Raw genomic sequence first — 22,135 nt, 5'->3', positions numbered from 1 at the left:
CCAGGGCGACCAGCTCCCCGACCCGACCGCCCTGGTGCGCACCTCGACCGTGCCCGCCACCCGCGCACCCGGGTCCCGCCACGTCACGCCCAGCAAGCTGAACCGCTCGGTCCGCTCCCGTACCAGTGACGCGCCACGCCCGTCCTCGCCGGCGCGCAGCTCGGCCGTGACCGCCGTGGCCCGCACCGGTGCCGGCTCACCGTCCGCGGTGCCGTGGGCACCGGCGTTCCCGCTCGCGCCGTGGAAGGCCAGCGCACCGGCCAGCCCCGCCACCACCGTGGCGCCTGCGGTCCATGCATGACGTGGTCTCACGTAGCTCTCCACCTTGTGCGAACGTGCGCGAATGTGCCACGGACAGGTACGAAGAGGCAGGTCACCGGCGTTTCACCGGCGTGCCGAGCCAGTACGTACCCCGCTGGGCCCCGTTGCCCGGCCGGGGTGATCCATTCGGCGCACGACAGCCATGCGGGCAGGTGACAAGGCCGTCCACCGGGACGGGACCGCCGTGCCGCTCCGGCCGGCCCGCGCGCGACCACGACGGGCCGCGAGGAGAGCGACCCGGGTCGCTCAGCGCCCACCGTGGGAGGCGTCCGCCCGGCCGGGCGGGCGGCCCGGGCGGGTGGCTGTCCGGTGTCGCGGAGGGGCGGGCGGGGTCAGTGGGAGATGGGGCCAGTGGGCCACGTCACGACACAACTGCCGGTCGTGGGAGGCCAGCACCACGGCGGCGGACGTGGCCGCCAAGGCGTGGGTCAGTTCGTCGACCAGGGCGATGGACAGGTGATTGGTCGGTTCGTCCAGCAGCAGGACGTGGGGCCGGGAGGCCAGCACCAGAGCCAGGTCCACACGGCGCTGCTGCCCCAGGGAGAGCTGGTGCACCGGTTTGTCCAGCTCGGGGCCGGCCAGCAGTCCCAGCTCGTCCAGCGGCACCGTCCGGTCCCCGTCCAGCCGTCCGGCCGAGACGAGGGAGGCGACGTGCGCCTCGTAGACCTCCCGCACGCACCGGTGGGCGGGATGCGCCGACTCCTGGCCCAGCAGCGCGATCCGGGTGTCGTCGGCATGACGCACCCGTCCCGTATCCGGTTCCAGCCGTCCGGCCAGTACGGCGAGCAGGGTGGACTTGCCCGCGCCGTTGGGCCCGGAGACCACCAGCCGGGAGCCCGACTCCAGCGTCACCGTGGCCGGCGGGTGCAGACGGCCGGCCACGGTGACGTCCTCTGCGCGTATCAGGGGAGTTCCGGTGCGGGCCGGCAGCTCGGGCACGGCCAGGCGCAACGGCGGCTCGGGCAGGGACACCTCGTGCCGGGCCAGGTCGTCCTGTCGCTGGTGCACCGAGCGCACCACCGCGGCGACGCGGGTGGCGCGTTGGTGCTTTCCGGTCCCCTTGCCGGGGCGCCACCCGGTCACCATCCGTTTCCGCGCCGCCGCGAGGTCGTCGGCCAGCCGGGCGTGTTCGGCCCGCTGCCGGGCGTACTCCGCCTCCCAGCGCCGGCGGCTCGCGCGGCGACCGGCCCGATAGCCCTCGTAGCCGTTGCCATGGACGGCCGGACGGCCGTCCTGACTGGGGTCGAGATCCAGAATCGTGGTGGCGACGTCCCGCAGCAGGGCGCGGTCGTGACTGACCACCACCACGCCACCGTCCCAGTCCCGCAGACGGCCGGTCAGGTAGTCGAGCCCGGCGCGGTCGAGGTGGTTGGTCGGCTCGTCGAGCAGCAGGAAGTCGTGGGCGGCGCCGAGGAGGCACGCCAGCCGCACCCGGTAGCGCTGCCCGACGGACATGTGTGCCAGCGGCCGCTCCCGGTCGGTCACCGCGCCCAGGGCTTCGAGGGCGACGTCGACACGCCGGTCGGCGTCCCACGCTCCCAGCGCCTCGGCCGCCTCGAGCGCCGCCTGGTACGACGCCCCGGCGGCGGGCAGCTCCTGGGCGAGCGCGGCCGCGCCGGCGTCGAGGGCGGCCAGCGCGGCGCGGGCGTCGGCGAGGTGCGCGTCGATGACATCGCCGACCGTGCGGCCCTCGTCGGCGGGCATCTCCTGCGCCGCGATACCCAGGGTTCCCCGTCGCCGGACCGCGCCCGCGTCGGGGGCCAGCGTTCCGGCGAGTACCTGGACCAGCGTGGACTTGCCACGCCCGCTCCCCGACCACGCCCCAGCGGGAACGGGGGGTGACGGTCATGTCGACGCCCGTCAGGACCGGACGGCCCCCTCGGGCGAGGTGCACGTCGGAGGCGACGAGCTGGGCGCGGGCGCGCGCGGGAACGGTGAGAGGGGTGTTCATGACGCTCCGAACGGAGACACACGACTCCCGCGCGGGCGGGGGAGTGGGTCTTCCTTGGCTGGACGGGCGGCCGAAGGCGGCCGTGGACACGGCGAGCAGCCCACCGCCTCGGTCACCTCACGAGGGGGGCTGCGGCGTGCGCCGTCACAGGAAGAAGAAGGAACGCATGTGCCCACCGTACCACGCGACGAACCGGATCGTCTCGTCTGGCGTGGCGGGACGACGGCCGGTGGACCGGCCCCGGGGCGAACACCTGGGAGAGGCAGGGGGAACAGCGGGACGCGCACATGGTCGGCTCCGTCCGGGCCCGAGCGCCGACGGAGTCGACGGCCGCGAGGAGGGCGGCGCCTGCCGGCACGGCCGGCGACAGGGCGAACAGCCCGGCGACCTGACTGTCCTCCTCCCCGCCCCCGACCGGCCCCGGGAGGAGGCGAGGCGGAGGCAGGCGCCCGGCCCACACCGGCCGGCCGCGATGTCAGTGGCGCGTGCGACGCTGGCGGGATGGACGAGCAGATCATGCGCGGGCGGGTCTACGGAGCCGATCACGACGACCCCGACCCCGGCCCACGACCCGGACGCGCCTATGTCGAGCTGGTCGGCGGGCCGCTCGACGGGCTGCTCCTGGACGTCACCGGGTGGACGGCCGAGCAACTGCACGAAGGAGCAGCCCTGGCCACCGAGTTGGGCCGCTACGGAGCCGATGGGCGCTCGCTGTACGGGCCGAGGAACGGTGACCCGAGGCGGTTCGACTGGGAGGCCGACACCCCCTGAGCGGCGCGCCCGCCGCGCCGCGACGGGGGCGCCCGCCGGCACATGGGCCCCGGCCCGGGCCGGCGGCCCCGTGCCCGCCGGCGCAGGGGTCCCGGCTCGGTCGCCGGCCCCGTGCGGGCCGTTTCGGTCGGGTTCCGCCGGGGACGCGGGCCTCCCCGCACACCGCCGGACCGCGGTGGCCGTCCGGGGCGCGGCAGGACACCGCCGGTGGCTCTGCTCCGCCGCGCGGTCCCGGCACGAGGGCCGCCCCGCCGGTCCGGCAGGGCACCGGCGGGGCGGAGATCCGGGCGACCTCCGTCAGGGCGTGGCGGAGACCGTTCCGGGGAGTCGCGTGGGCGCGGTCCCGCTCGGCGGCCGGCCGGTCCTACCGCCGCGGCGCGGCGACGAAGACGCAGAAAGGGTGACCGGAAGGATCCGCGAACACGTACAGCGGTTCGTCGGGATCGTCCTGCCGGTCGAGCAGCAGCTCGGCCCCCAGGGACTCCGCTCGCTCACGTTGCCTGTGCAGTTCGGCCCGGTTCGGCACGGTGAAGTCGAGGTGCGCCTGCATGGGGACGTCAGGGTCGGGCCACGTCGTCCGGGGCAGGCGGTCGACCTGCTGGAAGGCGAGCGTGTTCACCCCGTCGGAGGTCCTGAGCACGAGCCAGTCCGGCTGCTCGGGCGCGCCGTCCGCAGGCGGTTCGTCCCCGGGCCGGTACGACAGCCCGAGCAGCCGCCGGTAGAACTCGGCCAGTTCTCGGGGCCTGGTGGTGTCCAGCACGGTGTGCAACAGCCGGGGGTACTCAGCCATGAGCCTTCCTCACGATGACGAGTCGCGCGATCCGCTCACCCTGGTTGCCCGCTTCGCCGGAAGTATTGCTCCGGGGCCCGCGGCACCGGCCGCTCCGCCTTCGTCGCCGGGCCCCGGGAGTGGCGGCCCGGCCGGGTGGTACGGTGCGCCGGCCGCCGGCCACCGCCGCCGGCCGGCGCCATGGTTCCTCAGTGCCGCCGCGGTGGGCGTGCTCTATTGCGCGGACTCGGGGGTAGGCGGGCCGGCATGTTCTTCTTCAGCAATCGGATCGGCTGTCTCGGCTCCCTCCTCGTCAGCGCGGTGGCAACCCTCATCCTGTACCTGATCCTCACGCGTTGATCCGGGAGCCGCCCCGGTGCCCCGTGCGAACGCGCCGAGCCCGACCGGGGGCCGCCCCGCGGCGGCGGAGCCGGGCGGCACCCCTCAGGGGCACCGGGCGACCGCGCCGTCCAGCAGTGGTCCCAGCTCCCGCACCACGGCGGTCAGGGCCCGGGTGTCCCGCTCGGCCCTGGCGAGCAGGATCGCCCCCTCCAGTGCGCTGATCATGAGCGTGGCGAGTGACTCGGCACGCGGGGCGGGCACGCCCATGCCGGCGAGCGCCTCGGCCACTGGCTGACGCCACTGGGCGAAAGCGGCGGCAGCGGCCGTTCTCGTGGACTCGGTGGAGGCGGTGCAGTCCACCGTCGCCGCGGCGACCGGGCAGCCCTGCCCGAAGCCCACCGCGTCGAACTCGTCCGCCCACTGGCCCGCCATCGCCTCGAACAAGCGGCTCGGTGAGGGCTGGGCCATCCCGGCGAGGAACCGGGCGACCCGGTTGCCCGCGTAACGGCCGGCCCAGTCGACGGCCTCGTTGACGAGCTGGGGCTTGCCCCCGGGGAAATAGTGCTGGAGCGACCCGCGCGGGGCACTCGCGTGTGCGGCGACGTCACGCATGCCGGTGGCCGTGACGCCGTGGCGCCGGATGAGCTGGGCCGCGCTGAACACCATGCGCTCACGAGGCCCGCGCTCGGGAACCGTCATTCCGACCTCCGGATGTCTCTGGAACCGGGCCCACGAACGCCCTCGCCCTTCCGGTCGGCCAGCCGGCGCGGGCGCACGGGCCGCTCCGGTTCGTCCGGCAGCCTATGCCCATGGTCATGGGACTCCTATTATGACAGCCGTCATAGGCGACGGGCGGATGTCCGGCGCGGCCCCGGAACGAGGACGGCGGTGTGTGGTGCGCGTGGGGTTCATCGGCCTGGGTGTCATGGGACAGCCCATGGCGCTCAACCTGGCCCGCGGTGGGACGGAGCTCGTTGTCTGGAACCGGACCGCCGCCAGGAGCGAGCCGCTGCGGGCGGCCGGGGCGGAGGTGGCGAGGAGCCCCGCCGAGGTGCTCCGGCGGGCTCGTGTCTCACTGCTCATGCTGGCGGACGGCGCGGCTCTCGACGCCGCGTTGGGCCGGGGAACGCCCGCCTTCGCCGCCGGCGTCGCCGGGCGCACGCTCGTACACATGGGTACGACGTCGCCCGACTACTCGCTCCGTCTGGAGGCGGACGTCCGCGCGGCCGGCGGCGAGTACGTCGAAGCCCCCGTGTCGGGCTCGCGGACGCCGGCGGAGACCGGGCGGCTCGTGGCCATGCTGGCGGGAAGGCCCGAGCCGGTGGAGAGGGTCCGGCCGCTGATGGACCCGATGTGCCGGGACGCCTTCGTGTGCGGGGCGGTTCCCAACGCGCTGCTGATGAAGCTGTCGGTCAACCTGTTCCTGATCACCATGGTCACCGGGCTCACCGAGGCCTTCCACTTCGCCGGGCGGCACGGACTGGACGAACGGCAGTTTCTCGCGGTCCTGGACGCCGGCCCGATGGCCAGCGGCGTCTCCCGGGCGAAGGCGCCCAAGCTCCTGGCACGGGACTTCGCCGTCCAGGCCGCCGCCCTGGACGTACTGAAGAACAACCACCTGATCGCCGAGGCCGCCCGGTGCGCGGGGGCCGCCTCTCCGCTGCTGGACGTCTGCCGTGCCCTGTTCGGAGAGACCGTGGACCTGGGACACGGGGACGCCGACATGGTGGCGGTACTCCACGCCATCGAGGCGCGCGCGGCGGCGGTCCACGAGCCCGGCGACTGAGCGCGCGCCGCCGGTGTCCGGTTTCCGCCCGGCCGGTGGGACGCGTCCCGGGCGGGATCGGGGGGCGCGGAACCGGGCGCGGGTGCGCGCGTGGACCGGGTGACCGGCTCCACCGCCGGGCCCGGGAACCGTCGGGCCGTGCCCGGCGGAACACCGCGCACAGTCCCGGACACCGCGCTGACCTGCGTCCGCACCGAGGCGGCGGCCGGATGGGCCACACCCTCCCGGCGCCGGTGACACGATCGGTCGCACTTGTGCGCGGGCGGCGTACGGGCCGTGCGGAAGGGAAGGCGACTGTCGTGGAAGAGAACCGGGACAGCCGTCGGATGCTGGAGGGCCTGCTGGCCGACAGTCATCTCATGCCCCTGGAGCAACTGCCGGCCCGGGTCGCCGAGCGGGCGGCGGGCGCGGGCTTCCCGGAGCTGCTGATCTACGTCGCTGACCTGCAACGCCGGGTCCTGCGGTTGCTGACCGGGCGGGGTCCGGACGCCGGCCGGGCGCCGGAGGGCACGGAGGCCGAGCTGAGGATCGAGGGCACGGTGCCGGGACGGTCCTACCAGTCCAACCAAGTGCTGCCCGACGGCTCCGCGGAGGCGGGTGAGTACCGCTGGTGGGTGCCGCTGCTGGACGGCGTCGAGCGCATCGGAGTGCTGCGCGTCACCGCCGCCACCGATGACGAGCGTGTCCGGCGGGACATGGTGTCGCTGGCCTCCCTCATCGCACTGATGCTGGTCAGCAAACGCAGCCACAGTGATGCCTTCGCGCGGCTGACCCGGACCGAGCCGATGAACATCGCCGCCGAGATGCAGTGGCACCTGATGCCACCGCGCACCTACGCCGACGGCCGGGTGGTGATCTCCGCGGCGATGGAACCCGCCTACCGCATCAGCGGGGACGCCTTCGACTACGCCACCACCGAATCGGTGGTGCACTTGTCGATCTTCGACGCGATGGGCCATGACACCGCCGCCGGGCTGACCGCCAACCTGGCGATGGCCGCGTGCCGCAACTTCCGGCGTCAGAACGCCGGACTGGTGGAGATCACCGAGGGGATCGAGCAGGCGCTGATCGAGCAGTACCGGCAGACCCGCTACGTCACCGGGATCCTGGCCGACCTCGACACCCGCACCGGCGTCCTGACGTGGGTCAACCGAGGCCACCACCCACCGGTGATCATCCGGGGCGGCCGCTGGATCAGTCCCCTGTCCTGCCAGCCCTCCCACCCCATGGGCACCGGCCTGGGGCTGGAGACGACCTTGTGCCGGGAACAGCTCGAACCGGGCGACCGGGTCGTGTTCTACACCGACGGCATCACCGAAGCCCGCGGTGAGAGTGATGTCGAGTTCGGGCTCGACCGCTTCACCGACTTCCTCATCCGCCACCACGCCGACGGCCTGCCGGCCCCCGAGACCCTGCGCCGGCTCGTCCACGCCGTCCTCGAACACCACGACGGCCACCTCCAGGACGATGCCACCGTGCTGTTCTGCGAATGGCTCGGCCCGACCCCGGCACCAGCGCGGGGCGCGGCGGAACTGAACGGTCTCACCCCGTCCTGACCACCCGTCCCGGCCTCCGATCCCCACCCAGGAGCCAGCAGCAGGAGCGCACCCCCCATGAGCAACGACCTGCACCTGAGCATCACAGAAGCCCGTGGCGGCGCGGCGATCGCGACCGTCACCGGTGTGCTGGACCTGCATACCGCCCCTGCCCTCCACGAGCAGGTCATCGGCGTGCTGGCCACCCACCCCGACCTGACGCTCGACCTGTCCGGCGTCGCCTTCTGCGACTCGTCCGGTCTCAACACCCTCCTGCGTCTGCACCGCCACGCCCAGGGCCTGGGCGGCACCCTCGCGCTGGCCGACGTTCCCGACCAGATCGGCCGGATGCTCACGATCACCGGGGCGGGCCACGTCCTCACCGTGTTCGCCACCGCCGCCGAGGCCTTCCGGCCCGGCCGGTCCGGCTCCGACCCCGGCGACCCGCACCGTCCGCGCTGACCGCGACGCCCGCGGGAGCGGGGCCCGCCGTCCACCGGCCGGTCGCCACGAACCGTCCACCGGCCGGGTCGCCACGAACCGCCCACCGGGGCCCGGGGGGCCGGCCCGTCCACCGGCCGGCCGCTCGTCGGAAGCCGGCTGCCCGTCACGCACGAGGGCGTCGGACACCGGCTGTTAGGTACCGGCTCTAGGCGAACATCACCGATGCCCGGGCGGTCGGCCGCGTGAGAGCTTCGGTGCAGCGGCGGAAAGCGAGCGCCGCGACCGATACGGACACCGGAGAGACTCCCATGGCAGCCAATGGCATCACCTACACCGGCCTCGACGCCCTGCTCACTCCCGAGAGGTCGGTGCTGCTGCTGATCGACCACCAGGGCGCCCAGTTCGCGGGAATGGGCAGCGCGGACACCAACCTGGTGGTCAACAACGTCACCGCCCTGGCGAAGGGCGCCAAGCTGTTCGACGTGCCGACCATCCTGACCACCGTGGTGGAGGACCGCGGCGGCCGGATCATCCGTCAGCTGCAGGACGTCTTCCCCGACCAGGAGCCGATCGACCGCACCGCGATCAACACCTGGGAGGACCAGCGCGTCGTGGACGCCGTCGCCGCGACCGGCCGCAAGGACCTCGTCATGGCCGGCCTGTGGACGGACATCTGCCTGGCCTGGCCCGCCGTTCACGCCATCGCCGACGGCTACCGGGTCTTCGCGGTGACGGACGCCTCGGGCGCCACCACGACCGAGGCCCACGAACGCGGCGTCCAGCGCATGATCCAGGCCGGTGTCGTCCCCACCTGCGCGGGCACCGTCATATCGGAGTGGCAGCGGGACTGGGCCCGGGAGGAGACGGTCCCCGGCATCACCGACATCATGCTCCAGCACGGCGGCAGCTTCGGCACGAGCCTCGCCTGGGAACTCCAGCTCCTCGGACTCGACAAGGCGTGAGGCCGCCCCGCGTCCACGGGCTGCCCGCTGTCCCGGGGCCGGGGGAGCGGCCCCCCTCGGTCGCCCGGGGAGCGGGACGCCCGGACGGGAGGGCGGTACGGGCGTACAGCGGTGGCCTGGCCCGTCCGTCCCTCCGGTCCGGTCCCGTCCGCCACCAGCCACCTTCGCCAGGGGCCCCGGGAGCCGCACCCCTCACCCGTCCAGCAGGAGTTCCTCATGACCCCCGACAGCAGCGCCGGACCACCGCCCCCGTTCGACCCCGAACTGGCCGAAGCGCTCGGTCCCCTTTCCGCGATCATGCCACCCACGGTCCTGCCCGGCATGATCCCGGCCGTACGACGGTCCATGCGCGCCATCAGACCGTCCGACGAGGACCTGCGCCGGGGCGGGGCCGTCGAGTTCGAGGAGCGCACGGCGCCCGGTCCGGCCGGTGCGCCCGGTGTCCCGCTGCTGATCTGCCGCCCGGCCCGGGTGCCGGGGCCGCTGCCCGCGGTCTACTTCACCCACGGTGGTGGGATGGTCCTCGGCGACAACCGCAGTCTCCTGGCCGAGATGCTGGACTGGGTGCGGGACCTGCGCCTGGTACTCGTCTCGGTCGAGTACCGGCTGGCGCCCGAGCACCGCTACCCCGCGGCACTGGAGGACGTCCACGCGGGCCTGCTGTGGACCACCGCCCATGCCCGTGGGCTGGGCATCGACCCCGGTCGGCTCGTGGTCGCCGGTGCCAGCGCGGGCGGCGGGCTCACCGCCGCGCTGTCCCTGCTCCTGCGCGACCGGGGCGGTCCGGAGCCGGCGGGGCAACTGCTCGTCTGCCCCATGCTCGACGACCGCGACGACACCCCGTCCGGCCGCCAGATGGCCGGCACGGGAGTGTGGGACCGCACATCGAACAACACCGGCTGGAGCGCTCTGCTCGGGGACCTGCGAGGAGGCCCCGACGTTCCCCCTTACGCGGCGCCGGCGCGGGCGACGGATCTGTCCGGGCTGCCTCCGGCCTTCGTCGACGCCGGTTCGGCCGAGACGTTCCGCGACGAGGTCGTCACCTACGCGACGCGGATCTGGCAGGCCGGGGGCCGGGCGGAACTCCACGTCTGGCCCGGCGCCTTCCACGGGTTCGACGCCCTCGTACCGCACGCCACGCTGTCCGGTGAGGCCAGGGCGGCCCGGGTGCGCTGGCTGCGCCGCACCCTGCGCCTGTGACGGGAGCCGGTGCCCCACCGCGGCACGTCGTCGCACACCCGCGCCACCGTCCGCGCCGGCCGGCGCGGACCGCACCACACCGGACGACCACCCCACCCACCGACCCCGCGCCCACGACGGCGCGACCGAGGAGAACGACGGTGAAAGCGCTCGTCGCGCACACGTACGGACCGCTGGAGAGCCTGGAGTTCATCGATCTGCCCAAGCCCGTGCCGGGCCCGGGGCAACTGCTGGTAAGGATGGAGGCGGCCGCCCTCAACGCCATCGACCAGGTGCTGATCACCGGAGCGGCACGGGACGCACTGCCGGTGCGCCACCCGTTCGTCCCGGGCGTCGACGTCAGTGGTGTGATCGAGGCCGTCGGCGCCGGTGTCACCCGCTTCGGCGCCGGTGAGGCCGTCATGGCCTGGAACGGCGTCCCCTCCGGAGCACTGGCCGAGTACACGCTGGTGAACGCCACCGCCGCGGCGGCCGTACGGCCCACCGGTCTCACGGCGGCACAAGGGGCCGCACTCCCGACGGCGGCCCTGACCGCGGCGGCGCTCCTGGACGTCGCGGGGGCCGCCGCCGGTGACACCGCGCTCGTGGTGGGGGCCAGTGGGGGAGTGGGCTCCTACCTCGTGCAGTTCGCCGGTCGGGCGGGCCTCGTCGTACTCGCCACCGGGCGCACCGACGACCAGACGTTCCTGGGCGACCTGGGAGCCCGGCACACCATCGACTACCAGCACATGGACATCGCGGAGGAGGCGCTCCGGCTGGTACCGGGCGGAGTCGATGTCGTCTTCGACCTGGCGAACGCCGGGCCCGCGCTGGCGAGGACCGCAGCGGCGGTGCGAAGGGGCGGCCGCCTGGTCTCCCCGCTCGGCGGGCCGGCCGCCTTCGAACGCGGTGTCACCGCCGTCTACGGCGGGACCACCACCCCGGAGGGCAGGCTCGCCGCGCTGGCCGCGCTGGCGGCCACCGGTGAGATCCGCACCACCGTCGGTGCCGACTACCCCTTCGCCGAAGCCCGGCGCGCGCTGACCGACTTCGCCACCAGGCACATCCGCGGCAAGGTGACCGTCACCTTCTGACACCGGGTGACGCGCAGGGAGCCGGTGGGGCCGGCCGGTGTGCGCACCGACCGGCCCCGGTGCCCTTCCTGAGCCCCCGGGCGGCGCGCCCCGCCGCGACCGGCATCACGTCAACCGGACCCCCCGAGCACTTCGTTGACGGCTGAACAGCCATGTCATACGCTTCTGATCAGGGGGTATCACCGCTGTTCCGAGACAGTGCCGTGTGGCTTCGGCGGCCGTCCCGGGCAAGCCCCACGCCCCCGCCCTCCCGGAGGCCGGTCACCGAGGTGCCACGGCGGCGGAGGACCCTCGATGCCGACACCCCACCTGCCGCCGCCGCAACGCCGGGTGCCCCTCGGCCGCTCGTGCGAGGCCCAGGTGCTCGACCGACTCCTGCACCGGGCGCGCGCGGGGCAGGGCGAGGCCCTTGTCGTACGCGGCGAAGCGGGCATCGGCAAGACGACCCTGCTGGACTACGCGAGGACCGCACCGGGGGTGCGGACCTTACGGGTGTCCGGGGCCGAGTTCGAGAGCGAGCTCGCGTTCGCCGCGCTCCACCAGCTCTGCGGACCCATGCTGAGTGTGCTGCGGCGGCTGCCGGACCCCCAGCGCGGCGCGCTGGAGGCGGCCTTCGGGCTGAGCACCGGCACACCGGACCGGTTCCACCTCGGTCTCGCGGTGCTCAACCTCCTCTCCGAGGCCGCGGTGCGGCAACCCCTGCTCTGCCTGGTCGACGACGCCCAATGGCTCGACCGGGCCTCGGCGCAGGTCCTCGCCTTCGTCGCCCGGCGGATCCAGGACGAGCCGGTCACGGTCGTCTTCGCCGTCCGGGAGCCGGCGGGCGGTGACGAACTGGCGGGGCTGCCGGAACTGCGGCTCGGGGGACTGACCGACGCCGACGCCCGAGGGCTGCTCGGCTCCCGGTTCCGGGCACCGCTCGACCGCCAGGTGCGCGAGCGGATCGTCGCCGAGGCGAGGGGCAACCCACTGGCACTGCTCGAACTGCCGCAGACGGCGGACCTGGCGGGCGGTTTCGCGCTGCCGGGAGCGGCACCCGCACCGGGGAGCGTCGAAGCGAGTTACCGGACGCGCCTGGAGGCACTGCCCGCGGCGACCCGCCTCCTGATGCTGACGGCGGCAGCCGAACCCATCGGGGAGCCCTCCCTCCTCCACCGTGCCGCGCGACTCCTCGGCGTCGATCCCGAGGCGGCGACGCCGGCCGAGGACGCCGGGCTGCTGACCGTCAGCCCATGGGTCAGGTTCCGCCACCCCCTGGTGCGTTCGACCGTCTACCGCACCGCGCCCCCGGAGGACCGCCGCGCGGTACACCGGGCGCTCGCCGAGGTCACCGACGACGACCAGCCCGACCGGCGGGCGTGGCACCGCTCCATGGCGGCGGCCGGCCCCGACGAAGAGGTCGCCGCCTCGCTCGAACGCTCCGCCGGACGTGCCCGGGCACGCGGCGGCATCGCGGCGGCCGCCGCGTTCCTCGAACGGGCGGCCACCTTGACGCCGGACCCCGGCCGCCGCGCCACTCGGGCCCTGGCCGCCGCCCGTGCCAAACGGGACACCGGCGCCGCCGAGGCGGCTCTGGCCCTGGTGGCGATGGCGGAGACGGACCTCAGGGCGGACGACACGCCCCGGCGGGCGGAAGCGGCCGCCCTCCGCGCCCGTGTCTCCTTCGACAGGAAACGCGACGACGAAGCGGTGGCGAGGCTGCTGCGGGCCGCGGAGGTGACGGCCCACAGCGACCCGGCCGCCGCCCGGGAACTGGTGCTCGACGCCTTCGCGGCGGCCGTGTTCGTCGGCCGGTTCGCCAACGGGACGCGCCTGCTCGACGCGGCCGGCGCGGCACGGGCCCTGCCGCCCCTCGACCGGCCCGCCCGCCCCCTCGACCTGCTCCTCGAAGGCCTGGCCACCCAGGTGAGCGAGGGCTGCGCCCCCGCCGTCCCGCTGCTGCGCCGGGCCGTCGACGGGTACCGCCGCGCGGGGAACGGCGACGAGTACGGGCTGGGCGAGGTGTGGATGGCCTGCAACGCCGCGATGGACCTCTGGGACGACGCCGCCTGGCGGGCGCTGGCCGACCGGCAGATCGCCCTCTCCCGGCGGCGCGGCGCCCTGGCGGACCTGCCGGTCCTGTTGAGCTTCCGCGCCCTCGCGCACATCCACGCCGGGGAGTTCAGCCACGCGGCGGCACTGGTGGACGAGACGCACACGATCGCGGTCGACGCCGGGGCTCCCCCCGTGGTGTACGTCGATGTCTCCCTCGCCGCCTGGCGCGGGGACGAGACCGCGACCGCCGCCTTCGCCGATGTCGCGGCACGCGCCTCGCACGAGCGGGGAGAAGGCCGGCTGGCCAATGTCACGGAGTACGCCCGAGCCGTCCTGCACAACGGTCTGGGCCAGTACGAGGCGGCGGTGCGGGCGTCGCGTCCCGCGTGCGACCTCGACGAACCCGGCTTCAACTCGTGGGTGCCCGTCGAGTTCGTGGAGGCCGCGGTGCGAGCCGGCCGCCGGGACCTGGCCGTCCCGGTGCTGGAACGCCTCACGGAGCGCACCGCGGCCAGCGGCACCCACTGGGCGGCCGGGGTCGAGCTGCGCTCCAGAGCGCTGCTCACCGACGGGCCGGCCGCCGACGAGCTCTACCGGGAGGCCATCGTCCGGCTCGGCCGCAGCGAAGGAACGGTCCACCTCGCGCGGGCGCGACTCCTCCACGGGGAGTGGCTGCGGCGCGCGGAACGCCTCACCGAGGCCCGCGCCCAACTGCGTGCCGCGCACCAGGAGCTCGCGTCGATCGGCGCCGGGGCGTTCGCCGCCCGAGCCGCCCGCGAACTGGAGGCGGCCGGTGAGCGGGTGCGGGAGCGGGGGACCGGAACACCACACCCGCTCACCCCTCAGGAGTTCCAGATCGCGCGGCTCGTCGCCACCGGCGCCACCTCCAGGGAGGTGGCCACCCAGCTCTTCCTGAGCCCGCGCACGATCGACGCCCACCTGCGGAACGTCTTCAAGAAGCTCGGCATCACCTCCCGCCGCCAGCTTCGCGACCGCCCCCTGGCGGTGGGAAGGGCCGAGTGACCGGGGCGTATGCGAACGCCCCGCCCCGAGCCGTCCCGCCGGGCCCGCGCGCCGCGGGCCGGATCCGCGCCTGGCGGGGCCGCCCCGGCGAGCGGTACGCACGGCAGTGCGTACCGCTCGGCGGCCCCTCCTTCCGCGCGCTCACGCGCGGCGCGCGGAAGATCAGCCGCAGGTCGTACCCGGCCGCGACCCGGGGCCGATGCCGGCGGTGGCGGCCGCCGCCTGACGTCCCGTCACATGAAGACGTCACGCACCTCACGTGCCACGGCCGTCGCCGCCCTGGTCGTCGCCCTCGCCGCCGCGGCCCCGGCCGCCCACGCGCAGCCCCCTGCCGGCCCCCCGCCCTCCGCGGCCGCCGGTGTCCGGCAGACGGTGACCGGTGTCCTGCTGCCGAGCCCCGGCGGACCGTCGCCCGTCGGCCGGTCCACCCTCCACCTGGTCGACCGGTCGCGGCAGGACCTGTGGCTGCCGGACCGGCCGCGCGAACTCATGGTCGACGTGTACTACCCGGCCGCCCGCCCCGGGAGCGGCCCCGCCCCGTACGCGGACCCGCGCGAGGCGCGGCTGCTGGTGGAGGCGGCGGGAGGGCGGGACGCCGCAGCCGTCGCCGAGCTGAGCGCCACGCGCACCCACAGCGGCAGCGGAGCCCGGCCGGCACGCGGCCGCCACCCGCTGGTCCTGCTGTCGCCCGGTTTCGGGGCACCGCGCTTCACCTTGACCACCCTGGCCGAGGACCTCACCAGCCGGGGCCACATCGTCGCCGTGCTCGACCACGCGTACGAGTCGTCCGGGACGGTCTTCCCCGGCGGCCGGGTCCTGACCTGTGCGGCGTGCGAGAAGGCGGAGACCCTGGAGGACATGCGGAAGGCCACCGTCAACCGGGCCCAGGACCTGTCGTTCGTCCTCGACCGGCTGACCGGGCCGCGCCCGGCGTGGCCGCACGCCGCGCTCATCGACCACCGGAGGATCGGCGCGGCCGGCCACTCGCTGGGCGGGGCCGCCGCGGCCTCGGTGATGGCACGCGACAGCCGCGTCCTGGCGGGCGTCAACATGGACGGCACGTTCGGGGACCCCGTACCGGAGGCCGGACTCGGCAAGCGGCCGTTCCTGCTGCTCGGCACCGACGAGCCGGTCCACCAGCCGAACGGCGCGGACCCCACCTGGGACGCCGCGTGGCGCAACCTGGACGGGTGGAAGCGCTGGCTGGCCGTGGCGGGCGTGCACCACTTCACCTTCTCGGACATGCCCGTCCTCTTCGACCAGCTGTCCCTGCCGTACCCCGGCACACCGCCGACCGCCCCCGCCCGGCGGGCGATCGACCTGACACGCGTGTACACGGCGGCCTTCTTCGACCTCCACCTCCGTCACCGGCCGCAGGCCATCCTCGACGGACCGACCGCCCAGTACCCGGAGGTGCGGTTCAACCGACCCGGGCGGTGAACCGTCCACCGGACGGCCACGGGGCACCACGGGCCGTCCGGCTCCCGGCTCCCGTCCGGCGTGCCGGCGGCCGCGACGGGCCCGGCCGCCGGTGACCCCGCCCCGAGTGCCGGTCAGGCGCCGAACCTGCGGCGGGAGGCCTCGATGTGACCGAGGTGCCGGTGGGTCCAGGCGCACATGCCGTCGACCGTCGCCCGCAGGGCCCGGCCCGGCCCGGTGAGGGTGTACTCGACCCGAGGCGGCACGGTGGGGTACACCCTCCGGTCGACCAGCCCGTTGCGCTCCAGCATGCGCAGGTTCTGGGTCAGCATCTTGTGGCTGATGCCCTCGACGTCACCCCGCAACTCACTGAAGCGCCGGGTGCGTTCACCCAGGGCCTCGATGATCAGCAGCGCCCACTTGTTGGCGATGTCCGAGAAGATCTCCCGGGCCAGCGAGTCCGCGCGGGTCACGTCCGCTTCGTCGGGGGAGCCCGGGAACTGCTTGGTCACCATCGGGTTCCCCAGTCACTCAGAAGTGCGTTCTTCCATGTCGGCGGTCACTCTCCTACGGTTTCCGAGTAACCACAAGAGATCGGGCGCGCCCTGGTCCGGTGCGAGTGAGCCGCAGGGCTCTCATGACGAGGAGGCGGGCGGCATGGCCATCACCCTGGTGAACCCCGTGGGACTGCCGGAGGTGGACGCCTACCGGCAGGTGTCGATCGCGACCGGTTCGCAACTGGTCTTCATCGCCGGGCAGGTCGCCTGGGACGCCGGGGGAGCGACCGTCGGCAGGGGCGACCTGGCCGCCCAGGTCGAGCAGTGCTACCTCAACATCGGCACCGCCCTGGCCGCGGCCGGCGCCTCCTTCGACGACGTGGCCAAATTCACCGTGTACGTGGTCGGTTGGTCCCCCGACAGAATGCCCGCGCTCATGGAGGGCATCACCCGCGCGGCCGGAAGGCTGGGCGTCACCGCCGCGCCGCCGGCCACGCTGGTGGGGGTCGCGGCACTGGACGTTCCCGAGCACCTGGTCGAGGTCGAAGCCGTCGCGGTCCTGGACTGAACAGGGCCCTCCCGTGAGAGCGGCGTGCGCGCGGCGCGCCAGTGCCCGTACGGTGACGACCACATCCACCGCGGCGTCCGTATCAACGCGGTCAGCCCGGGGGCCTCCGCGGCGCCCATGTCGCTGCGGCCCGGCGAGACGGAGGCCGACCGTGCCGAGCGGGTGAGGACGGAGAACCCGCTCGGCCGCCTGGCGGAGGCCGAGGAAGTGGCGGCCGCGGTGCTGTACCTCGCCTCGCCCGCGGCCGGCGCGGTGGTGGGCACGGACCTCGTCATCGACAGCGGGGCATCCGCCTGAGGGTTCGCGGAGCTGGCACGGCACGCGCTGCCGCCGCCCACCGGATCCCCGACGGCGCGGGGGCCGCTGCCCGCGTGCTGTCCGCGGCGTCCGGGACGCCGGACCCGGCGGGCGGGGAAGGGGCCACCGGGGCGGCCCGGCGGGGTCCGGCCCGCTCAGGCGGCTCGGCCGTAGCCGGTCGGTCCCGGTGGCCGGTCCTGGCGGTCCTCACAGGTCGTACGGCAGGTGTGGCGCTTCTCGAGCCGGCGCAGAGCCGCCCAGGCGGCGAGGAGGGCGGGTTGGAGGAGCCAGGGGGCCACCCATGCCGGGCTCCACCACGCGGCGGTGGGCGCGGCGATGGCCTGGGTGGCGGCGGTGGCCATGGCCAGGGCGAGGTTGAGGCACAGTAATCGGCCGGTGATCCGTACCGGGGTGGTCCACGGGTTGTGGTGCCCCGGCCCCCCGGACCCCGGTCCGTGCGTGTGCTCGGTGGATCGCATCTTTCCCCCCCCATGGGACAGGTCCGCACGGGCCGTGCGCGTCTACGGGCACGGCCACCGTCGGCGTGTCCCCTCAGTCAACGCTCTTGGAGAGGGGTGTGCTGGCTGACATCCGCATGTTCAGTCGCATACATGTCCGCCAGATAAAGAACATTTCCGGCATGCCGGGGCAGTGAACCGGGACAATGTGCTCATCCCCCTGGTCCGAACCTGGCGGAAAGTGCACCCTCGTACGGCGCGTCGATCACCGGCCGTTCGGTGAACGGGCGCCGCACGCCGCCCCGTTCGCTCCTGGAGAGCCGTCACGTCATGGCTGAAGGGTGTCGCGGTGGTGTTTCGTCCACGGCACGGCTCCGGTCCCGCTGAAGCGGCGGGGCCTTCGCCCTGTGCGCGTCCAGGTGTCACTCCTGGCCGGACGGCCGGCGGGCCAGGTGCCCGTGGGGCACGTGCCGTGCCTCCCCGCCCGTGCGGATTCCCAGCAAGGTTCGCGGTTCCGCCGGTGACGGCCCGCCGCGGGTGGCCGGGTGTTCCCCGGGGCCGGCGCTGCCGCACGCGGGCCTGGGACATGGGCACTGGTCGCCACGGCGGTGGTGTGGCCGTCGGCCAGGCCGTGGCCCTCGCCCGAGGGGCCCGGTCCGGGACCCGGGTGCCCGTCACCGTGGGGCCTGGTCCTCCTGGTCGTAGACCAGGAGGCCGTCGGAGCGCAGACGTGAGCCCGCAGTGGGCGGGTGCGGCGTCAGCCGGCCGTCGGGCATGAGGTGGTGGACGGGCACACCGCGGGCGAGAACGGCGAAATCGGCGACGAGGCGGCGGTGGCACCGCCACCAGACCGCTTCGCTGCACATCACCGCCGTCCGTTCCCGCGCCGCCTGGCGCAACACCTCGTCCATGGCGGCCACGAACTCCGGCGTGCGGGTGTGGGCGGCGTAACCACGGAAGGAGGCGTTGCGCCACACCGTGTCCGGTGAGTCCGGTGGCGGTGCGCGGAACCCGCCGAGACGCTGCTCCCACCGGTAGGCGATGCCCTCGGCGGGCAGCCACCGGGCGAGCCGCTCCCGTTTCAGGTCGGGGTCGCGGCGGCTGCCGGGAGCGGTCCTGATGTCCACCACCGCGGCGACACCGGCTCGGCGCAGCAGCTCGGTCAGCGCCGCCCGCCCGGCGGTGCTGTGGCCGAAGGTGATGAGCGGGGACTCGGTCACGGGCACCTTCCGGATCGTTACGGGTACGGTCCTCCGGCCCGCTCGCGGTGGCCGGCCACCGCACCAGGGACGGCTGCCCCAGCCTCCCCCGTACCACGCCTGGCCCCGGCGGCGGCGAGCGCGTTCCCGGATCCCGTCCCCTCGGCGGGGGGCCGGCACGGCTCCGAATGGCGGATCGGACCGGGCATGTCGCGGGCGCCCACCAGGGCGCGCCCGACGGCCGGCGCCCGGGACACCGGACGCCCTGGCGGGGCGTCGGCCGGTACGCGCTAAGCTGCGAGTGCCCCTCGGGGGAAGTCCGGTCGAAGTCCGGCGCTGACCCGCAACGGTAGGCGGAGCCCGACACGCGGCCCCGCGAGCCCGGTTACCCGCGGTGGTGATGGCTCCTGTCAATTCGCCGTGGACTGCGAGAAGGTGCTGCGCAGGGCGCCCCCGCGTCCAGGGCCGCTCCCAAGGTCACGCAGGTGCACGGCCCGAGGCGAAAGCGGTCCTCCCGTGGCCACCCCCCTTGCCCGCAGACCGGCTGGGCCACCGCACACGGCCCGTACGGGCGGCGGTGCCGCGCCGTCCGGGCGCGTCCCCCTGCCGTTACTCCTCATCGGCCTGTGCGCCGCGCTCCCGGTCTCCCTCGCCTGCGGGGCGGGCATCGGGGCGTCCGGGCTCACCTGGGCCGAGGTGCTGCGCCACCTCTGGGCCGGGCTGACAGGGGGATCCATAACCCCCGACCAGGTCCCGGCGTACACCATCGTGTGGGAGCTGCGCTTCCCGCGGGCCCTGCTGGCCGCCGTCGTCGGGGCCGGCCTGTCGGCCATCGGCGTCGCCGTGCAGGCCATGGTCCGCAACGCCCTCGCCGACCCGTTCGTCCTCGGCATCTCCTCGGGCGCGGCCGTCGGTGCCAATGCCGTACTCCTCTTCGGGAGCCTCGGCGCGCTCGGTGTCTGGGCCCTGTCCACGGCGGCCTTCCTCGCCGCGCTCCTGGCCATGGCGCTGGTGTACGCCATCGCCCGCACCGCCGAGGGCCTGACCCCGCTGCGGCTCGTCCTGACGGGCACCGCGATGTACTACGGCTTCACGGCCGTCACCACGTTCATGGTGTTCGCGGCCGAGCGCGGCGAGGCGGCCCGCTCCGCGATGATGTGGCTGCTGGGCAGCCTCGGCGGGGCCAACTGGGCCTCCCTGCCGATCGCCGCGGCAGCCGTCCTCGCCGGCCTCGCCCACCTCGCCGTGTCGGCCCGCCGCCTGAACGCGCTGGCGATGGGCGACGAGACCGCCGCCGCGCTCGGAGTGGACGCCGGGAGGCTGCGCAAGGAGCTGTTCCTGGTCACCGCGGCCGTCACGGGCGCGGTGGTCGCGGTGAGCGGTGCCATCGGCTTCGTCGGCCTGATGGTCCCGCACGCCGTACGGATGCTGGTCGGCGCCGACCACCGCCGGCTCCTGGCCGTCGCCCCCCTCGCGGGCGCCGTCCTGCTCATCTGGATGGACATCCTGTCCCGGGTGGTGCTCGCGCCGGTCGAGCTCCCGGTGGGCGTGCTGACGGCGGTCATCGGCGTGCCGTGCTTCGTCCTCCTCATGCGCCGCCGCTCCTACACCTTCGGAGGCGCGTGATGCGGATCGACATCGACGGGCTGACGGTCGAGATCGCCGGCGCCCGGCTGGTGGAGGACGTCACGCTGCGCGCGGGCGCCGGACAGCTCGTGGGACTCGTCGGACCCAACGGCAGCGGCAAGTCCACCCTGTTGCGCTGCGTCTACCGGGCCCTGCTGCCCTCCGCCGGTACGGTCCGGCTGGACGGCGAGGACCTGCACGCCATGAGCGCCCGGGAAGGGGCCCGCCAGCTGGCCGCGCTTCCCCAGGAGGTCTCCGCCGCGTTCGACTTCACGGTCGCCGAGATGGTGGCCATGGGGCGGCTGCCGCATCAGCGGTCGGTGGCCCGCACCAGCGAGGAGGACCGCCGGGCGTGCGAGACCGCGCTGGTGCGGGTCGGCGCCGCCCATCTCGCCGACCGCGGTTTCCTCACCCTCTCCGGCGGCGAGAGGCAGCGGGTCCTGATCGCCCGGGCGCTCGCGCAGCAGCCCCGGGTACTGGTGCTCGACGAGCCCACCAACCACCTGGACATCGCCCAGCAGCTCGAAGTGCTGGCCCTGGCGCGCGGCAGCGGGCTGACCGTGCTCACCGCGCTGCACGACCTCAACCTCGCCGCGGTCCACTGCGACCTGCTGTACGTCATCGACAGCGGCCGGATCGTCGCGTCCGGGGCACCGCACGACGTGCTCACGCCCGAGCTGCTGGCCGAGGTCTTCGGCGTACGGGCACACCGTGTGCCACACCCGGAGACGGGCGCCGTACAGCTGCTCTTCGACCGTCTCCGCCCCACTCAGCCCACCTCCTGAGGAGCCACCCCCACCATGCCGAACCTCGTACGACACGCCGCGCTCGCCCTCGCCCTCACCGCCGCCCTGGTCCTCACCGGCTGCGGCGCGGAGGTGACCTCCCCGGACCGGAAGAACAGCGGCACCGGGGCAAGCGGCCACTACCCCGTGACCGTCGAGAACTGCGGTCAGCGCAAGAGCTACGCCAAGGCCCCTCAGCGCGTGGTCACCAATGACGTCGGCATCACCGAGATCATGTTCGCGCTCGGCCTGGAGGACCACATGGCCGGCTTTGTGATGCCCGACGACAAGGGCGACCTCGACTCCGTCCCCTGGAAGGGCGCGTACCAGAGGACCACGTGGCTGTCGAAGAAGACGATCAACAAGGAACTCGTCGTGGACGCCCGGGCCGATCTGGTCTTCGCGGGCTGGAACTACGGCTTCAACGAGGGCGAGGGCTTCACCCCGGCCGAGTTGGAGCGGGTGGGCATCGACACCTACCTGCTGAGCGAGTCGTGCCGCAACGGGCGGGGGAAGGCACGTGGCGTGATGGCGCCGCTGGACGCGCTCTACACCGACCTGCGGAACCTGGGCAGGATCTTCGACGTCGAGGACCGTGCCGAAGCCCTGGTGGCGACGTTCCGCAAGCAGGTGGCCGAGGCGGAGGCGACAGCCCTGAAGGGCGCCGACCGCCCGCGGGTCTTCCTCTACGACGACGGACAGGACAAACCGCTGACGTCCGGCCGGTACGCCGGGCCGCACGACATCATCACCAGGGCGGGCGGCGACCACGTCATGAAGGACCTTGAGGACACCTGGGCGACCGTGGGCTGGGAGACCGTGGTCGAGCGTGACCCCGAGGTGATCGTGATCAACGACTACGGCGACGTCGGCGCGGAGCAGAAGCGGAAGTTCCTGAAGTCCTACCCGCCGCTCGCGAACGTGTCGGCCATCAAGAACGATCGCATCGTCGTCCTCGACTACGCGGAGCTGGTGGAAAGCCCGCGCAACCCCGCGGCCATCGCCTCGCTCGCCGCGGACCTGCGCGGACTGCGCCGGTGACCCACCCTGTCGCGCACCCCGGCGCGCGGCGCGG

19 protein-coding genes, 2 pseudogenes and 1 riboswitch are annotated in these 22,135 nt (G+C 74.3%); of the genes and pseudogenes, 14 read left to right on the top strand and 7 right to left on the bottom strand.

Annotation, left to right across the window (positions count from 1 at the left end):
* Window positions 1-312, bottom strand: a pseudogene (locus tag AB0H53_RS18355) (N-acetylmuramoyl-L-alanine amidase); the annotation flags it as partial.
* Window positions 313-567: 255 nt separating this feature from the next.
* Window positions 568-2,085, bottom strand: coding sequence for an ATP-binding cassette domain-containing protein (locus AB0H53_RS18350; protein ID WP_362113817.1), 1,518 nt, complete (start codon window positions 2,083-2,085; stop codon window positions 568-570).
* A 688-nt stretch (window positions 2,086-2,773) separates the two neighbouring features.
* Between AB0H53_RS18350 and AB0H53_RS18345 the strand changes: the two genes are divergently transcribed.
* Entirely contained in the window at window positions 2,774-3,043 is a 270-nt protein-coding gene (locus AB0H53_RS18345; protein WP_362113778.1) for a hypothetical protein, read from the top strand.
* Between the two features lie 364 nt (window positions 3,044-3,407).
* On the opposite strand, the gene AB0H53_RS18340 is transcribed toward AB0H53_RS18345, so the two are convergent.
* Together AB0H53_RS18340 and AB0H53_RS18335 are read right to left on the bottom strand one after the other, a co-directional pair.
* A complete protein-coding gene (locus tag AB0H53_RS18340) occupies window positions 3,408-3,833 on the bottom strand; it encodes a VOC family protein (RefSeq protein ID WP_362113776.1) in 426 nt (141 codons plus the stop codon).
* 423 nt (window positions 3,834-4,256) lie between these two features.
* Window positions 4,257-4,853, bottom strand: a complete 597-nt coding sequence (locus tag AB0H53_RS18335; RefSeq protein WP_362113775.1) for a TetR/AcrR family transcriptional regulator — start codon at window positions 4,851-4,853, stop codon at window positions 4,257-4,259.
* Between the two features lie 196 nt (window positions 4,854-5,049).
* On the opposite strand from AB0H53_RS18335, the gene AB0H53_RS18330 reads away from it, so the two are divergent.
* From AB0H53_RS18330 to AB0H53_RS18295, 8 genes are all read left to right on the top strand, one after another.
* Window positions 5,050-5,940: an NAD(P)-dependent oxidoreductase gene (locus AB0H53_RS18330; RefSeq protein ID WP_362113814.1), complete on the top strand. Its 891-nt coding sequence runs from the start codon at window positions 5,050-5,052 to the stop codon at window positions 5,938-5,940.
* Window positions 5,941-6,266: 326 nt separating this feature from the next.
* On the top strand, window positions 6,267-7,496 hold the full coding sequence (locus AB0H53_RS18325; RefSeq protein WP_362113811.1) for a PP2C family protein-serine/threonine phosphatase: 1,230 nt from the start codon (window positions 6,267-6,269) through the stop codon (window positions 7,494-7,496).
* A gap of 57 nt (window positions 7,497-7,553) precedes the next feature.
* Window positions 7,554-7,937, top strand: a complete 384-nt coding sequence (locus AB0H53_RS18320; RefSeq protein WP_362113772.1) for an STAS domain-containing protein — start codon at window positions 7,554-7,556, stop codon at window positions 7,935-7,937.
* Window positions 7,938-8,227: 290 nt separating this feature from the next.
* On the top strand, window positions 8,228-8,881 hold the full coding sequence (locus tag AB0H53_RS18315) for a hydrolase (RefSeq protein WP_362113770.1): 654 nt from the start codon (window positions 8,228-8,230) through the stop codon (window positions 8,879-8,881).
* Window positions 8,882-9,097: 216 nt separating this feature from the next.
* Window positions 9,098-10,081, top strand: a complete 984-nt coding sequence (locus AB0H53_RS18310) for an alpha/beta hydrolase (RefSeq protein WP_362113767.1) — start codon at window positions 9,098-9,100, stop codon at window positions 10,079-10,081.
* Between the two features lie 140 nt (window positions 10,082-10,221).
* Window positions 10,222-11,154 carry an NADP-dependent oxidoreductase gene (locus AB0H53_RS18305; protein ID WP_362113764.1) on the top strand — a complete coding sequence of 311 codons (933 nt, stop codon included), beginning with the start codon at window positions 10,222-10,224 and terminating at the stop codon, window positions 11,152-11,154.
* 294 nt (window positions 11,155-11,448) lie between these two features.
* Window positions 11,449-14,211: an AAA family ATPase gene (locus AB0H53_RS18300; RefSeq protein WP_362113761.1), complete on the top strand. Its 2,763-nt coding sequence runs from the start codon at window positions 11,449-11,451 to the stop codon at window positions 14,209-14,211.
* A gap of 237 nt (window positions 14,212-14,448) precedes the next feature.
* Window positions 14,449-15,651: an alpha/beta hydrolase gene (locus AB0H53_RS18295; protein ID WP_362113758.1), complete on the top strand. Its 1,203-nt coding sequence runs from the start codon at window positions 14,449-14,451 to the stop codon at window positions 15,649-15,651.
* Between the two features lie 113 nt (window positions 15,652-15,764).
* Here AB0H53_RS18295 and AB0H53_RS18290 read toward each other — a convergent pair whose 3' ends face one another.
* A complete protein-coding gene (locus AB0H53_RS18290) occupies window positions 15,765-16,145 on the bottom strand; it encodes a helix-turn-helix domain-containing protein (RefSeq protein WP_362113755.1) in 381 nt (126 codons plus the stop codon).
* A 142-nt stretch (window positions 16,146-16,287) separates the two neighbouring features.
* On the opposite strand from AB0H53_RS18290, the gene AB0H53_RS18285 reads away from it, so the two are divergent.
* The gene (locus tag AB0H53_RS18285) at window positions 16,288-16,695 is read left to right on the top strand and encodes a RidA family protein (protein WP_362113752.1); all 408 of its coding nucleotides are present in this window, start codon (window positions 16,288-16,290) and stop codon (window positions 16,693-16,695) included.
* 57 nt (window positions 16,696-16,752) lie between these two features.
* A pseudogene (locus tag AB0H53_RS18280) lies at window positions 16,753-16,992 on the top strand (SDR family oxidoreductase); the annotation flags it as partial.
* A gap of 155 nt (window positions 16,993-17,147) precedes the next feature.
* On the opposite strand, the gene AB0H53_RS18275 reads toward AB0H53_RS18280, so the two are convergent.
* Window positions 17,148-17,471: a hypothetical protein gene (locus tag AB0H53_RS18275; RefSeq protein WP_362113749.1), complete on the bottom strand. Its 324-nt coding sequence runs from the start codon at window positions 17,469-17,471 to the stop codon at window positions 17,148-17,150.
* Between the two features lie 653 nt (window positions 17,472-18,124).
* Window positions 18,125-18,670, bottom strand: coding sequence for a DUF488 domain-containing protein (locus AB0H53_RS18270; protein ID WP_362113746.1), 546 nt, complete (start codon window positions 18,668-18,670; stop codon window positions 18,125-18,127).
* A 290-nt stretch (window positions 18,671-18,960) separates the two neighbouring features.
* Window positions 18,961-19,040, top strand: a riboswitch (cobalamin riboswitch).
* A 125-nt stretch (window positions 19,041-19,165) separates the two neighbouring features.
* Between AB0H53_RS18270 and AB0H53_RS18265 the strand changes: the two genes are divergently transcribed.
* Genes AB0H53_RS18265 through AB0H53_RS18255 form a run of 3 tightly spaced genes read left to right on the top strand, consistent with a single transcriptional unit; the run spans window position 19,166 to window position 22,101 of the window.
* Window positions 19,166-20,275 carry an iron ABC transporter permease gene (locus AB0H53_RS18265; RefSeq protein ID WP_362113743.1) on the top strand — a complete coding sequence of 370 codons (1,110 nt, stop codon included), beginning with the start codon at window positions 19,166-19,168 and terminating at the stop codon, window positions 20,273-20,275.
* Entirely contained in the window at window positions 20,275-21,060 is a 786-nt protein-coding gene (locus AB0H53_RS18260; RefSeq protein ID WP_362113740.1) for an ABC transporter ATP-binding protein, read from the top strand. Before AB0H53_RS18265 ends, AB0H53_RS18260 begins: the two co-directional genes overlap by 1 nt.
* A gap of 15 nt (window positions 21,061-21,075) precedes the next feature.
* On the top strand, window positions 21,076-22,101 hold the full coding sequence (locus AB0H53_RS18255; protein ID WP_362113737.1) for an ABC transporter substrate-binding protein: 1,026 nt from the start codon (window positions 21,076-21,078) through the stop codon (window positions 22,099-22,101).
* Window positions 22,102-22,135 lie beyond the last annotated feature (34 nt).

The organism is Streptomyces sp. NPDC050856 (assembly GCF_040653855.1).
In the GTDB taxonomy this organism is placed as follows: domain Bacteria; phylum Actinomycetota; class Actinomycetes; order Streptomycetales; family Streptomycetaceae; genus Streptomyces.
This window is presented reverse-complemented; position numbering and strand designations above follow the sequence as displayed.